This is a genomic window from Stenotrophomonas maltophilia (genome assembly GCF_004920835.1).
In the GTDB taxonomy this organism is placed as follows: domain Bacteria; phylum Pseudomonadota; class Gammaproteobacteria; order Xanthomonadales; family Xanthomonadaceae; genus Stenotrophomonas; species Stenotrophomonas maltophilia_AQ.
The window spans coordinates 64412-76710 of sequence record NZ_QFHO01000022.1 but is presented as its reverse complement, the minus strand read 5'-3'; the positions used below and the strand labels follow the sequence as shown (position 1 = coordinate 76710).

Genomic DNA, 12299 nt, shown 5'->3' with positions numbered 1-12299 from the left:
ATCGGTCGAAGGCGGGGTGGGCCCGGTTGCGGGGGCGTGAGCCGCATGGATGCGGCGACCGAGCTTACATGGACGTACTTGCAGCGTCCCCCGCAACCGGACCCACCCCGCCTACCCACAGGTAACCCGCTTCTGCTTCGGCTGTTGCTGTTGCCTTGGTTCGTAGCAGGTGCAGGGCCGCAGGCCCTGCCGACCCACCCTAATCTTCGACCGGGAAGTCCTCGATCGGCTTCAGTACATCGTAGTGCTCGCGATGCAGCTTGCCCTTCAGCTTCGGCAGCTCCGGCAACGGTGCATCCACCCGGGTGTCCGGCAACCGGTCGAGCAGGTTGCGTACCAGGGTCAGCCGCCCCAGCCGCTGGTCGTTGAAATCCACCAGCGTCCACGGCGCATCCGCGCGATGGGTGGCACGCAGCATCGCCTCGCGCGCTTCGGTGTACGCGCTGTACTTGCTGCGTGATTTCAGATCCACCGGTGACAGCTTCCAGCCCTTCAGTGGATCGACATGGCGCTCGGCGAAGCGCTTCTCCTGCTGCTCCTGATCCACGCACAGCCAGTACTTGAACAGCAGGATGCCGTCATCCACCAGCAGTTGTTCGAACACCGGCGCCTGGCGCAGGAACTGCTGGTACTCGGCCTCGCTGCAATACCCCATCACTCGTTCGACGCCGGCGCGGTTGTACCAGCTGCGATCCATCAGCACGATCTCGCCGGCCGCCGGAAGATGCGAGGCATAACGCTGGAAGTACCACTGCGTGGCTTCGCGGTCGGTAGGCTTGGGCAGCGCCACCACCCGGCACTGGCGTGGGTTGAGGTGCTGGCTGATGGCCTGGATCGCGCCGCCCTTGCCTGCGGTGTCGCGGCCTTCGAACAGCACCAGCAGGCGCTGCCCGCTGTGCTGCACCCAGCGCGCCATCGCGGTCAGCTCCAGCTGCAGTGGCTGCAGCAGTTCGTCGTATTCCTTGCGCTTGAGCTTGGCCATCGTCACACCCTGCGGGGAGGAAGCCCGAGCGTAGCGCAGGGATCGCTCAGGCGATGTCGAGGCCCTGCCACCCATGCTCGCCGGCCAGCCGCTGCAGCAGCGCTGAAAGGTCGTGGGCAAATCCGGCCATGTCGAACAGGCCGCTGCCTTCGCGTGCCTGTGCCAGTTCTGCGCGCAACGCCGCCAGTGCCGCCGGGTCATTGCCCAGCGTGCTGGCGGTAGTGATGAACGCTGCATCGTCGGCGACATTCATCCGTGCCAGCCCCAGATGGTGGTTGAGGCTGCCGGCCACGCGCGAGGCGAAGGTCTCGCCGGGGCAGGTCAGCACCGGGCAGCCGGCCCATAGTGCGTCCGATGCTGTGGTGTGCGCGTTGTACGGGTTGGTGTCCAGGAACAGATCGGCCAGCTGATAACGTGCAAGGTACTGCGGATGCGGCAGCTTGGCCATGAACACCAGGCGTGCCGGGTCCAGGCCAGCGGCCTGTGCGGTGCTGCGCAGGCGGGCATCGGCCTGACCGGGGCCGGAGAGCAGCCACAGCACGCTGCCGGGTACCGCCTGCAGCACGGCGAAGGCGCGGCCCATGCTGCGCGGATTGAGCTTGTAGCTGTTGTTGAAGCAGCAGAACACCACGCCGCGCTCGGGCAGGCCGCAGTCCGCACGCGTCGGCGCGGCTTCCAGCGCACGCGTGTTGTCCGAGGGCTGGAACGCACGCGGCAGGCGCAGCACGCGTTCGCTGTAATGCGGTTCCAGCGATGGTGGTAGCGCGAAGTCATCGCCAATCACCGCATCCATCCACGGCGCACCCGATGTGCCGGGGTAGGCCAGCCAGTTCAGCTGCAGTGGGGCAGGACGCATCGCCAGCACTTCCGGCGTACCGCCGCCGCCCCAACCGCGCAGGTCGAACAGCAGGTCGATGCCCTGCGCGCGGATGCGGGTGGCGATGTCGGCATGGCGCAGGCCGGCCACGTCGTGCAGATGCGTCGCCGCCTGCAGGCGCTGGCGGATGCGGCTGCCGTCGTCGCGGTTCAGTGCGAACAGATGCAGTTGCAGCGTCGGGTCAAGGCGCAGTTGCTCCAACAGGGCTACAGTCAGCAGCCCGGTGGGATGGGCGCCAAAACCATTGGAAAGGAAACCGACGCGCAAGGGGCCGTGCCCGCGCGCCTTTACGGCAGGAAGGGGACGCACCCCCGAAGCAACCACCGCAGCACGTGCACGCGCACAGGCCAGCTGTTCGGCGGCGCTGGCGTCCTCGCTGAGGAAGGCGAACGGTTCGACAACACCCTGTCCGGAGGCCAACGCACCGCGCACCTGTGCAGCCAGCGCGTCCACGTCCTGCCAGTCGCACAGGCGGCGCTGCCAGGCCAGCCGCTGGGCGGCGATGTAGGGCTCGGCCGGCATCAGGGTGTGCGCGCGCCGATAGGCGGCCGATGCGCCCTCGGCATCATCGGCATCTTCCAGCGCGTGGCCCAGCCACAGCGCGATGCCTGGATGCTGCGGTGCCAGCGCCGAGGCTTGGCCGAGCAGCGTCGCGGCGTCGGTATGTGCGCCGGCCATCCACGCCACGCGGCCCAATCGCGCCAGCGCTTCGGGATGGTTCGGACGCAGCTGCAACGCACGGCGGGCGGCCTGTTCGCCAGCAGCGATGTCGCCGGCTTCCAGTTCCAGGTCGGCCAGCATCACCCAGGCGACAAAGTCGCCGGGCTGGCGAGCGATCGCCTGTTGCAGTTGTTGCCGCTGCTGCCAGGCCGTCATCGTGCTCAGCTCGCCGACAGCTGGGCCAGGGCGTCGACCTGGTGTTCGTGGCTGAGCCGCTGCAGCAGCGGATCGAGATCGCCGGCGAGGATGTTCGGCAGGTCATACAGGGTCAGGCCTTCCACGCGGTGGTCGGTGATCCGGCCCTGCGGGAAGTTGTAGGTACGGATGCGCTGGCTGCGGTCGCCACTGCCGACCTGCAGGCGCCGCGACTCGGCCTGTGCCGCATCCTGGCGCTGGCGCTCGGCGTCCAGCAGCTGCGCCTTCAGGCGTTTCATCGCCTTGTCGCGGTTGGCGTGTTGGCTGCGTTCGGTCTGGCATTCCACCACCACGCCGGTTGGCACGTGGGTGATGCGGATGGCCGACTCGGTCTTGTTGACGTGCTGGCCACCGGCGCCGGACGAGCGGAACGTATCCACCCTCAGGTCCGCCGGATTGATGACGATGTCATCGACTTCATCGGCCTCGGGAATGATCGCCACGGTCGCCGCCGAGGTGTGGATGCGGCCCTGCGATTCAGTGGCCGGTACACGCTGCACGCGATGCGTGCCCGATTCGAACTTCAGGCGCGAGAACGCGCCACGGCCGACCACGCGCGCCACCACTTCCTTGTAGCCGCCATGTTCGCCGGGGTTGTCCGATTCGATCTCGACCTTCCAGCCCTGGCGTTCGGCATAGCGGGCGTACATGCGGAACAGGTCGCCGGCGAAGATTGCTGCTTCGTCGCCACCGGTACCGGCACGCACTTCCAGGAACAGGTTGCCTTCGTCGCGTGGGTCGCGCGGCACCAGCAGCAGTGCCAGTTCCTGTTCCAGCTCCTGCAGGCGGGCTTGGGCGTCGGCGATCTCCTCGTCGGCCAGCTCGCGCAGGTCGGGGTCGGCACGCATGCCTTCGGCCGCGGCCAGGTCGGCCTTGGCACGGGCTTCATCGGCGAGGGCGGTGGCGATCGGCTCAAGTTGGGCGAATTCGCGCGAAAGGTCGCGGAAACGGGTGTTGTCGGCGACCACATCGGGTTCGGCGAGCAGGCGTTCCAGTTCTTCGCGGCGCTCGGCCAGCGCTTCCAGCTTACGGCGCAGGGTCGGCGTCATCGGGTCTCACGGGTGGGTGGCGGTAACCCGGCGTGGCCGGGAACAGGCGCTCGGCGGCGCGGGTCAGGTCGGCGTCGCCACTCAGCGCGGCCGCGCGCAGCGCAGCGGTCGGCGGATGCAGCAGGCGGTTGGTCAGGCCATGGGCGAGCAGTTCCAGCACTTCGTCAGCCGGCTTGCCGTTGGCCAGCTGCTGGCGCGCGCGCTCCAGCAGTTCGGTGCGGGTGGCCTCGCCGAACGCGCGCAGCTGCCGCAATGGCGCCTGGTGGGCGCTGGCCTGCTGGGTCTCGACGAAGCGCGACACCTGCAGATCGATGATCGCCTCGGCCTCGGCGGCGGCCTCGCGGCGGCCACGCCGGTTGTCTTCCACCGCCCGCTCGAGATCGTCCACGGTGTACAGGAAGGCATCGTTGAGCGTGGCGACCTCGGCTTCGATGTCGCGCGGCACAGCCAGGTCGAACAGCAGCATCGGCTTGTGCCGGCGCGTGCGCAGCGCCTTGGCCACCATCTCGCGATGGATCACCGGCTCGCGTGCGGCAGTGGCCGAGAACACCACGTCGGCCTCGCTCAGGTGGCGGTCCAGTTCGGTCAGCGGCAGTGCCACACCGCCGTGGCGGCTGGCCAGCTCCTGCGCATGGGCGAGGGTACGGTTGGCGATCAGCAGCCGCCGCACCTTGCCTTCACTCAGGTGGCGTGCAGCCAGCTCGATGGTCTCGCCGGCGCCGACCAGCAGCACGGTGGAATCGTCCAGGCGCGCGAACGCGTTCTGCGCCAGTCGCACTGCGGCCGATGCCACAGATACGGGGTTGGCGCCCACCTGGGTGTCGGTGCGTGCGCGCTTGGCCACCGAGAAGGTCTGCTGGAACAACCGATCCAGGCGCTGGCCAAGCAGGCCATGATCGCGCGCGGTCGACCAGGCATCCTTCACCTGTCCGAGGATCTGCGGTTCGCCCAGTACCATCGAGTCCAGCCCGGTGGCGACCCGGAACAGGTGGCGTACCGCTTCGGCATCGGCATGTTGGTACAGGTAGCCCTGCAGGTCGCCGGCCTGGGTGTGCAGCCATTGGTCCAGCGCCTGTGCCGAGTCGGCCACCGCGTACAGCTCGGTGCGGTTGCAGGTAGACAGCAGCACCGCCTCGGCGATCTGCGGGGTATCGCGCAGCGAACCGAGCGCGCGCGGCAACGCCTCACCGGCGAAGGCCGCGCGTTCGCGCAGTTCCACCGGTGCGGTCTGGTGATTCAGTCCGAGCACCCACAGGGTCATTGTTCAGTTGCTTGCGATAAGCTGCTGGCCATTGGACGACATTTTAAGGCCCCGATGCCGACGATGCCCGCATTGATTCGCATCCCCAGTGTTCTGCTGCTGTCCCTGGCCTGCGGCCAGGCCCTGGCGGCGGTGCCGGCCAAGGCCCCCGTGCGGGCCCCGGCCACTGAGGAACTGGCGCTGGAACCGGTGATGGCCGGTGAATTCGCGCTGCAGGCTGGCAAGCTGGCCGAGGCTGCGCGCTGGTACCTGCGGGCCGCCCAGCAGACCGACGGCGACGCCGGCCTGGCCGAGCGCGCGACCCGTATTTCCATGCTTGCCAACGATGATGCCAGCGCGGCCAAGGGCTTGGCCCTGTGGCAACAGCGGGCGCCGCGCTCGCTGACCATGCGCAGCGCCGCCGGCGCGCTGGCCATGCGCCAGGGCGACGTGAAGGCGGCCCGCAGCGAACTGCAGGCGCTGCTGGCCGACCCTGACGAGCGTGGCTGGAAGTTCGCCCTGGCGGCCTTGATCGGTGGCGGCCGCGACCCGGCGGTGCCGGCGCAGGTGCTGGGCGAGCTGGTCGACGCCAACGCCATTCCGTCGAAGATCGAGGCCTGGCAGGAGTTCGGTCGTCTTGCCCTGCGCATGGACAAGCCCGAGCTGGCGCGGCGCATGATCGATGAAGTGGTCAAGCGCTTCCCCGAGGAGCCGCGCGTGGCGCTGCTGCGCGCCAGCCAGCTGCAGCAGGCTGGCGAGACCGGCAAGGCGCTGTCGCTGCTGCAGGACGTCGAACCGAAAACCCGCCAGGACCCTGAACTGCGTAACGCGGTGGCCATCGCCTACGACAGCCTCGGCCAGCCGTCGGCCGCCGAGCGTGTGCTGGCGTTCGGGCCGCAGGACGTGCAGACCTGGGGCATGCGCGCTTCGCTGCTGGCCAAGCAGGGCGACAAAGCCGCGCTGTCCAACCTGTACAACGAACTGTCGCGGCAGGCGGCCAAGCCGGACCCGGCGCAGCGCCTGCTGCTGGGCAAGATCGCCGAGTACCTGAAGCGTTATCCCGAGGCGGTGCAGTGGTACCACAGCGTGCCCGGTGGCGATGAGCTGAGCGAAGCGCGCCTGCGCGCGGCCAACGCCCAGGCCCTGGCCGGGCGCCTGCCGCTGGCGCTGGATGAAGTGCATGCGATCCAGTCAGATGCGGTGGTCGACGACGACGTGCGCCGCGACGCCTACCTGCTGGAAGCCGAGCTGCGCCAGCGCGCCGACGACAGTGCCGGTGAACTGGATGCGCTGGCCCGCGGTCTGGCAGCGTACCCGGATGACAACGGCCTGCTGTACGCCCGTGCGCTCACCTGGGAGCGCCGTGACGATATCCCGCGTGCCGAGGCCGACCTGCGCAAGATCCTGGTGACCGACCCGGAAAACGTGCCGGCCCTCAACGCGCTCGGCTACACCCTGGCCGACCGTACCGGTCGCCTGCAGGAAGCGTTGGAGCTGATCGACCGCGCCCGCGTCGCCGAGCCGGACAACGCGGCCATCGTCGACAGCTACGGCTGGGTGCTGTATCGCCTGGGCCGCAAGGAAGAGGCGCTGGTGCAGCTGCGCCGTGCCTGGACCCTGGCCAAGGACCCGGAGATCGCTTCCCATGTCGGCGAAGTGCTGTGGGTGCTGGGCAAGCACGATGAGGCCCGCCATTTCTTCGAAGAGGCGGCCAAGCTCGACCCTGAAAACCGCGCGCTGCTGCGCGCCCGCGAGAAATTCAATCCATGAGTGTTTCCCTGATCCGGCCGCTGCTGCTGGCGGTCGCGACCGTGGCGGTCACCGCCTGCACCACCGTGGGCACGCAGAAGACCCCGGCGCCTGCCGTAGTCGAGACGGTGTCGGCTGAAGCTGCGCAGGCCGAGACCGTGCGCGTGGCCGCACTGCATGCGCAGCCGGACTGGGCCTTCCAGGGCCGGGTCGCGGTCAGCAAGGGCAAGGATGGCGGCAGTGGCCGCATCGACTGGAAGCAGGACGGCCGCCGCTATGTGGTCGAATTGAGCGCGCCGGTGACCCGGCAGAGCTGGAAGCTGACCGGCGATACCCATTCCGAGGCCGGCCGCCTGGAAGGGCTGGCCGGTGGCACCCGTGACGGTGAGGACGCCCAGCAGCTGCTGCTCGAGGCGACCGGCTGGGACATTCCGGTCAACCAGCTGCCGGAGTGGATCCGTGGCCTGGTGGCCGGCGATGCTGCCGGTCCGGAGAAGGTCGAGCGCGACGGTGAAGGCCGGCCGCGCCGCATGCAGCAGATGGGCTGGCAGGTGCAGTACCTGGAATGGTACCCCGCCGAGGCCGGGCGCCCGGCGCTGCCGCGCCGGATCGAGGCCAGCAATGGCGATGCCAAGGTGCGCCTGCTGGTGGACCAGTGGGGGCAGGGCGCGCCATGAGCGGGGCAGTCGACGATGCGGGCTGGTCCTGGTGGCCGGCCCCGGCCAAGCTGAACCTGTTCCTGCACATCATCGGCCGTCGTGCCGACGGTTACCACGAGCTGCAGACTGTGTTCCGCCTGCTGGACTGGGGGGATCGCATTGGCCTGCGCCTGCGTGAAGACGGCCAGGTTCGCCGTGAAGGCGAAGGCCTGGCCGGCGTTTCCGAGGCCGATGATCTGGCAGTACGTGCCGCACGCCTGCTTAAAGATGTGGCGAATGTCGCGCAAGGTGCGGACATAATCGTTGAAAAACATGTTTCTGCAGGTGGTGGTTTCGGCGGCGGTTCGTCCGATGCCGCCACCGTGCTGGTGGTACTGAACCGGCTCTGGCAGGCCGGTCTGGACGAAGACGCGCTGGCCGCGCTGGGGCTGCGCCTGGGTGCCGACGTGCCGGTATTCGTGCGTGGCCACAATGCCTGGGCCGAAGGGGTCGGTGAGCGCTTGCAGCCGATCACGCTGGCGCCGGCCTGGTATGTCATCGCCGAACCTGGGGTTCATGTCCCCACCCCGGCGCTGTTTGCTGATCCGGATTTGACGCGCGACTGCCCACAGGCGAAAATAGACGACTTCGCTTCCGGCGCTCTGGTCGGGAACGTGTTCGAGCCGGTGCTGCGCCGCCGCGAGCCTGCCGTAGAGGCGGTGCTTGCCGCGTTGAGCGGTATTGGCAGGGCACGTTTGACCGGGTCCGGAAGTGGTTGTTTCGTCGAGTTCGATTCGCAGGCTGCCGCAGAGCAGGGGCGAGCGGAGTTGCCGAAGGAGTTGCGGGCAAGGGTGGCCGCGGGCGTTGCACGTTCGCCACTGCTGGATGCACTCGAGCAACACTGATTCATCAATGCAGGGGCGTCGCCAAGAGGCCCAAGGCACCAGGTTTTGATCCTGGCATTCGGAGGTTCGAATCCTCCCGCCCCTGCCAATGCGGCTGTGTCCGCGCCATCCAGCGCATCGACCGCGCGGGACGTGGAAACAACCGCGGTGTTGTAAGCAGCAGGGGCCGAAGCGGTCCTTGCCGCTACCGGATCCCCGCCACTCGTCCCCGCCCGAGACAATCATGATGCAAGAGTCCCCGAACCTGCTGGTCTTTTCCGGCAACGCCAACAAACGTCTGGCGCAGAACATCTGCAAGGAACTGGGAGTACGCCCGGGCAAGGCGCTGGTCTCGCACTTCTCCGATGGTGAAGTGCAGGTGGAAATCGAAGAGAACGTCCGCAAGCAGGACGTGTTCGTGATCCAGCCGACCTGTGCGCCGAGCGCGGAAAACCTGATGGAACTGCTGGTGCTGATCGACGCGCTGAAGCGCGCATCGGTGGCCAGCGTGACCGCCGTGGTGCCGTACTTCGGCTACTCGCGCCAGGATCGCCGCATGCGTTCCTCGCGCGTGCCGATCACCGCCAAGCTGGCCGCAAAGATGTTCAGCACCGCTGGCGCTGACCGCGTGCTGACCGTTGACCTGCACGCCGACCAGATCCAGGGCTTCTTCGATATCCCGGTGGACAACGTGTATGCGTCCCCGCTGCTGCTGGCCGACATCTGGCGCGCCTACGGCACCGAGAACCTGATCGTGGTGTCGCCGGACGTGGGTGGCGTGGTCCGCGCCCGTGCGGTGGCCAAGCGTCTGGATGACGCCGACCTGGCGATCATCGACAAGCGCCGCCCGCGCGCCAACGTCTCCACCGTGATGAACATCATCGGTGACGTCGAAGGCAAGACCTGCGTGATGGTCGATGACATCGTCGATACCGCCGGCACCCTGTGCGCCGCTGCCGCTGCCCTGAAGGCGCGCGGTGCGCTCAAGGTCGCCGCCTACTGCACCCACGCGGTGCTGTCGGGCCCGGCGGTGGACAACATCACCAATTCCCAGCTCGACGAGCTGGTGGTGACCGACACCATCCCGCTGAAGGACGCAGCGCGGGTGTGCAGCAAGATCCGCCAGCTGAGCGTGGCGGAAATGCTGGCCGAGACGATGCGCCGCATCGCCTTCGGTGAGTCGGTCAGCTCGCTGTACGTCGACTGATTTTTCGTCCCCGCCGGCAACGGCAGGGACACACCGGGCGCTTCTGGTCGCGGAAGCGCCTTCAACCGCCAAGCCGCAAGGCAAGGCAACAACCTGAGTAGTCGAAAATGTCGAAGACCCATGAAATCAAGGTCACCAAGCGTGAACTGCAGCGTAAGGGTGCGAGCCGCCGCCTGCGTCACGCTGGTGTGATCCCGGCGATCGTGTACGGCGGCAACGCCGAGCCGGTCGCCATCAGCCTGGACCACAACGAAATCTGGCTGGCCCAGCAGAACGAGTGGTTCTATGCCTCGATCCTGGACCTGAACCTGGACGGCCAGGTGCAGAAGGTGCTGCTGCGTGACATGCAGCGCCATCCGTACAAGCAGCTGATCATGCACCTGGACTTCCTGCGCGTGAACGAGAACGAGAAGCTGACCGCTTCGGTTCCGCTGCACTTCATCAACGAAGACACCTCGCCGGCTGGCAAGGCTGCCGACGTCGTGGTCGCCCACGAACTGAAGGAAGTGACCATCAGCTGCCTGCCGAAGGACCTGCCGGAGTCGATTGAAGTCGACCTGGCCGACCTGAACGCTGGCGACGTGGTGTACCTGTCCAACATCAAGCTGCCGAAGGGCGTGGAAATCCCGGCGCTGGCGCTGGGCAAGGACCACGACGACGCCATCGTCACTGCCAAGCACGGCAAGCAGGATGCTGCCGACGCTGAAGAAGCAGCGGCCGAGTAATACCCCGCGGCGCCTGTCCTTCGGGGCAGGCGCCGTATCTGGATGGAACGATGGCAGGATTGCGACTGATCGTCGGTCTGGGCAACCCCGGATCGGAGCACGCCCGGACCCGGCACAATGCCGGGTTTCATTTCGTTGAGGCCCTGGCGGAAAAAGCCGGTGCACGATGGAATGTGGACAGCAAGCTGTTCGGTGAGACCGCCAAGGTCGAGATCGCCGGGCAGACGGTGTGGCTGCTCAAGCCTGCCACCTTCATGAACCTCAGTGGCAAGTCGGTCACCGCCGCACAGCGGTTCTGGAAGATCGAGCCGGAAGAAACCCTGCTGGCACACGACGAACTGGATCTGGCGCCTGGCGTGGCGCGGTTGAAGTTCGACGGCGGCCACGGCGGCCAGAACGGCCTGCGCGACACCATCCGCCTGCTCGGCCACGGCAAGTTCCACCGCCTGCGCGTGGGCATCGGCCATCCCGGCCACAAGGACCGCGTGGTGGGCTGGGTGCTGGGACGCCCTTCCAAGGACGATGAAGTACTGATTTCGCGCGCCATCGACGATGCGATCGACGTGCTGCCGCTGGCGGTGCAGGGCGATTTCAGCGAAGCGATGAAGCGCCTGCACACTCCGAAATAACCGGTGGGTACCGGCCGGTGGTCGGCAACGGGCATCAATCGGCCCTGGTAGTTGCCAACCTTGGTTGGCAGATGTTGAACACCGAGATGGATTGGCCAAGCAGCGCGCGCGCTGTTTCACCAATCACTTTCACCCCAGAGAGCTGTCACCCATGGGTATCAAATGCGGCATCGTCGGCCTGCCCAACGTCGGCAAGTCGACCCTGTTCAATGCGCTGACCAAGGCGGGTATCGCCGCGGCGAACTTCCCGTTCTGCACCATCGAGCCGAACGTCGGCATCGTGCCGGTGCCGGATCCGCGCCTGAACGAGCTGGCAGCGATCATCAACCCGCAGAAGGTCATCCCGACCGCGGTCGAGTTCGTCGACATCGCCGGCCTGGTGGCCGGTGCCGCCAGCGGTGAAGGCCTGGGCAACAAGTTCCTGGCACATATCCGCGAAGTCGATGCGATCACCCACGTGGTGCGCTGCTTCGAGAACGCCGACGTCATCCACGTCAACAACAAGGTCGACCCGATCTCGGACATCGAAACCATCGATACCGAACTGGCGCTGGCCGACCTGGACAGCGTCGAGAAGGCGCTGAACCGTGCCGAGCGCGCGGCCAAGGGCGGTGACAAGGACGCAGCGGCGCGCAAGCCGGTGCTGGCCAAGCTGCAGGCGGCGCTGTCGGACGGCAAGTCCGGCCGTTCGGTTGGCCTGGACGAGGAAGAGAGGGCGCTGGTGCGCGACCTGTTCCTGCTGACCCTGAAGCCGGTGATGTACATCGCCAACGTGCTGGAAGACGGGTTCGAGAACAACCCGCACCTGGACGCCGTGCGCGCGCATGCCGCCGCCGAAGGCGCGCAGGTGGTGCCGGTGTCGGCCGCAATCGAAGAAGAGCTGTCCCAGCTCGATGACGAAGACCGCGATACCTTCCTGGCCGATCTGGGCCTGAGCGAGCCGGGCCTGAACCGCGTGATCAACGCGGCCTACAGCCTGCTCGGCCTGCAGACCTACTTCACCGCTGGCGTGAAGGAAGTCCGCGCGTGGACCGTGCGCAAGGGTGCCACCGCCCCGCAGGCTGCCGCGGTCATTCACACCGACTTCGAGAAGGGCTTCATCCGCGCCGAAACCATCGCGTATGACGACTTCATCAAGTACAAGGGCGAAGCCGGTGCCAAGGAAGCTGGTCGCCTGCGCCTGGAAGGCAAGGAATACCGTGTGCAGGAAGGCGACATCCTGCACTTCCGCTTCAACGTCTGATCCAGCTGCATCGGATCGACCCCGGACGCCCCGCCTTGTGCGGGGCGTTCGCGTTTCCGGAGATGGACAAAAAAACACCATGTTGCGAAACGCTTGCTGTGTGATGCTCGCCGGCACTTGTCCACAGCAAACTCCCATCGCTTTCCACGCCGGATGTGGAA

11 protein-coding genes and 1 tRNA gene are annotated in these 12299 nt (G+C 67.2%); 8 read left to right on the top strand and 4 right to left on the bottom strand.

Annotated features, from left to right (window positions below; all coding sequences use genetic code 11):
- Positions 1-199: 199 nt before the first annotated feature.
- Genes ppk2 through hemA form a run of 4 tightly spaced genes read right to left on the bottom strand, consistent with a single transcriptional unit; the run spans position 200 to position 5084 of the window.
- A complete protein-coding gene (ppk2, locus tag DI041_RS15345; protein WP_065722832.1) occupies positions 200-982 on the bottom strand; it encodes a polyphosphate kinase 2 in 783 nt (260 codons plus the stop codon).
- Positions 983-1028: 46 nt separating this feature from the next.
- Positions 1029-2735 (bottom strand): O-linked N-acetylglucosamine transferase, SPINDLY family protein, encoded by a 1707-nt coding sequence (locus tag DI041_RS15340; protein ID WP_046983105.1) that lies wholly within the window; start codon positions 2733-2735, stop codon positions 1029-1031.
- 5 nt (positions 2736-2740) lie between these two features.
- A complete protein-coding gene (gene prfA, locus DI041_RS15335; RefSeq protein WP_046983104.1) occupies positions 2741-3823 on the bottom strand; it encodes a peptide chain release factor 1 in 1083 nt (360 codons plus the stop codon).
- Positions 3801-5084 carry a glutamyl-tRNA reductase gene (hemA, locus tag DI041_RS15330; RefSeq protein WP_046983103.1) on the bottom strand — a complete coding sequence of 428 codons (1284 nt, stop codon included), beginning with the start codon at positions 5082-5084 and terminating at the stop codon, positions 3801-3803. The genes prfA and hemA overlap by 23 nt, the downstream gene beginning before the upstream one ends.
- 63 nt (positions 5085-5147) lie before the next feature.
- Between hemA and DI041_RS15325 the strand changes: the two genes are divergently transcribed.
- From DI041_RS15325 to ychF, 8 genes are all read left to right on the top strand, one after another.
- Positions 5148-6833 (top strand): tetratricopeptide repeat protein, encoded by a 1686-nt coding sequence (locus DI041_RS15325; protein ID WP_211195212.1) that lies wholly within the window; start codon positions 5148-5150, stop codon positions 6831-6833.
- Positions 6830-7489 (top strand): lipoprotein insertase outer membrane protein LolB, encoded by a 660-nt coding sequence (gene lolB, locus DI041_RS15320; RefSeq protein ID WP_046983101.1) that lies wholly within the window; start codon positions 6830-6832, stop codon positions 7487-7489. The genes DI041_RS15325 and lolB overlap by 4 nt, the downstream gene beginning before the upstream one ends.
- Positions 7486-8355 carry a 4-(cytidine 5'-diphospho)-2-C-methyl-D-erythritol kinase gene (gene ispE, locus DI041_RS15315; RefSeq protein ID WP_046983100.1) on the top strand — a complete coding sequence of 290 codons (870 nt, stop codon included), beginning with the start codon at positions 7486-7488 and terminating at the stop codon, positions 8353-8355. Before lolB ends, ispE begins: the two co-directional genes overlap by 4 nt.
- Before the next feature lie 11 nt (positions 8356-8366).
- A tRNA-Gln gene (locus DI041_RS15310) sits at positions 8367-8443 on the top strand.
- Between the two features lie 138 nt (positions 8444-8581).
- Entirely contained in the window at positions 8582-9541 is a 960-nt protein-coding gene (locus tag DI041_RS15305) for a ribose-phosphate diphosphokinase (RefSeq protein ID WP_005415400.1), read from the top strand.
- Between the two features lie 107 nt (positions 9542-9648).
- The gene (locus DI041_RS15300) at positions 9649-10266 is read left to right on the top strand and encodes a 50S ribosomal protein L25/general stress protein Ctc (protein WP_046983099.1); all 618 of its coding nucleotides are present in this window, start codon (positions 9649-9651) and stop codon (positions 10264-10266) included.
- Positions 10267-10316: 50 nt separating this feature from the next.
- Positions 10317-10895 carry an aminoacyl-tRNA hydrolase gene (gene pth, locus DI041_RS15295; RefSeq protein ID WP_004144977.1) on the top strand — a complete coding sequence of 193 codons (579 nt, stop codon included), beginning with the start codon at positions 10317-10319 and terminating at the stop codon, positions 10893-10895.
- A 151-nt stretch (positions 10896-11046) separates the two neighbouring features.
- On the top strand, positions 11047-12138 hold the full coding sequence (gene ychF, locus DI041_RS15290; protein WP_046983098.1) for a redox-regulated ATPase YchF: 1092 nt from the start codon (positions 11047-11049) through the stop codon (positions 12136-12138).
- Positions 12139-12299: the final 161 nt, after the last annotated feature.

Bases quoted from the DNA above. Each gene is read 5' to 3' on its own strand.
- ychF (WP_046983098.1), top strand. From the start codon at position 11,047: ATGGGTATCAAATGCGGCATCGTCGGCCTGCCCAACGTCGGCAAGTCG.
- prfA (WP_046983104.1), bottom strand. From the start codon at position 3,823: ATGACGCCGACCCTGCGCCGTAAGCTGGAAGCGCTGGCCGAGCGCCGC.
- DI041_RS15305 (WP_005415400.1), top strand. From the start codon at position 8,582: ATGCAAGAGTCCCCGAACCTGCTGGTCTTTTCCGGCAACGCCAACAAA.
- DI041_RS15325 (WP_211195212.1), top strand. From the start codon at position 5,148: ATGCCCGCATTGATTCGCATCCCCAGTGTTCTGCTGCTGTCCCTGGCC.
- lolB (WP_046983101.1), top strand. From the start codon at position 6,830: ATGAGTGTTTCCCTGATCCGGCCGCTGCTGCTGGCGGTCGCGACCGTG.
- hemA (WP_046983103.1), bottom strand. From the start codon at position 5,084: ATGACCCTGTGGGTGCTCGGACTGAATCACCAGACCGCACCGGTGGAA.
- DI041_RS15300 (WP_046983099.1), top strand. From the start codon at position 9,649: ATGTCGAAGACCCATGAAATCAAGGTCACCAAGCGTGAACTGCAGCGT.
- DI041_RS15340 (WP_046983105.1), bottom strand. From the start codon at position 2,735: ATGACGGCCTGGCAGCAGCGGCAACAACTGCAACAGGCGATCGCTCGC.
- ppk2 (WP_065722832.1), bottom strand. From the start codon at position 982: ATGGCCAAGCTCAAGCGCAAGGAATACGACGAACTGCTGCAGCCACTG.
- ispE (WP_046983100.1), top strand. From the start codon at position 7,486: ATGAGCGGGGCAGTCGACGATGCGGGCTGGTCCTGGTGGCCGGCCCCG.
- pth (WP_004144977.1), top strand. From the start codon at position 10,317: ATGGCAGGATTGCGACTGATCGTCGGTCTGGGCAACCCCGGATCGGAG.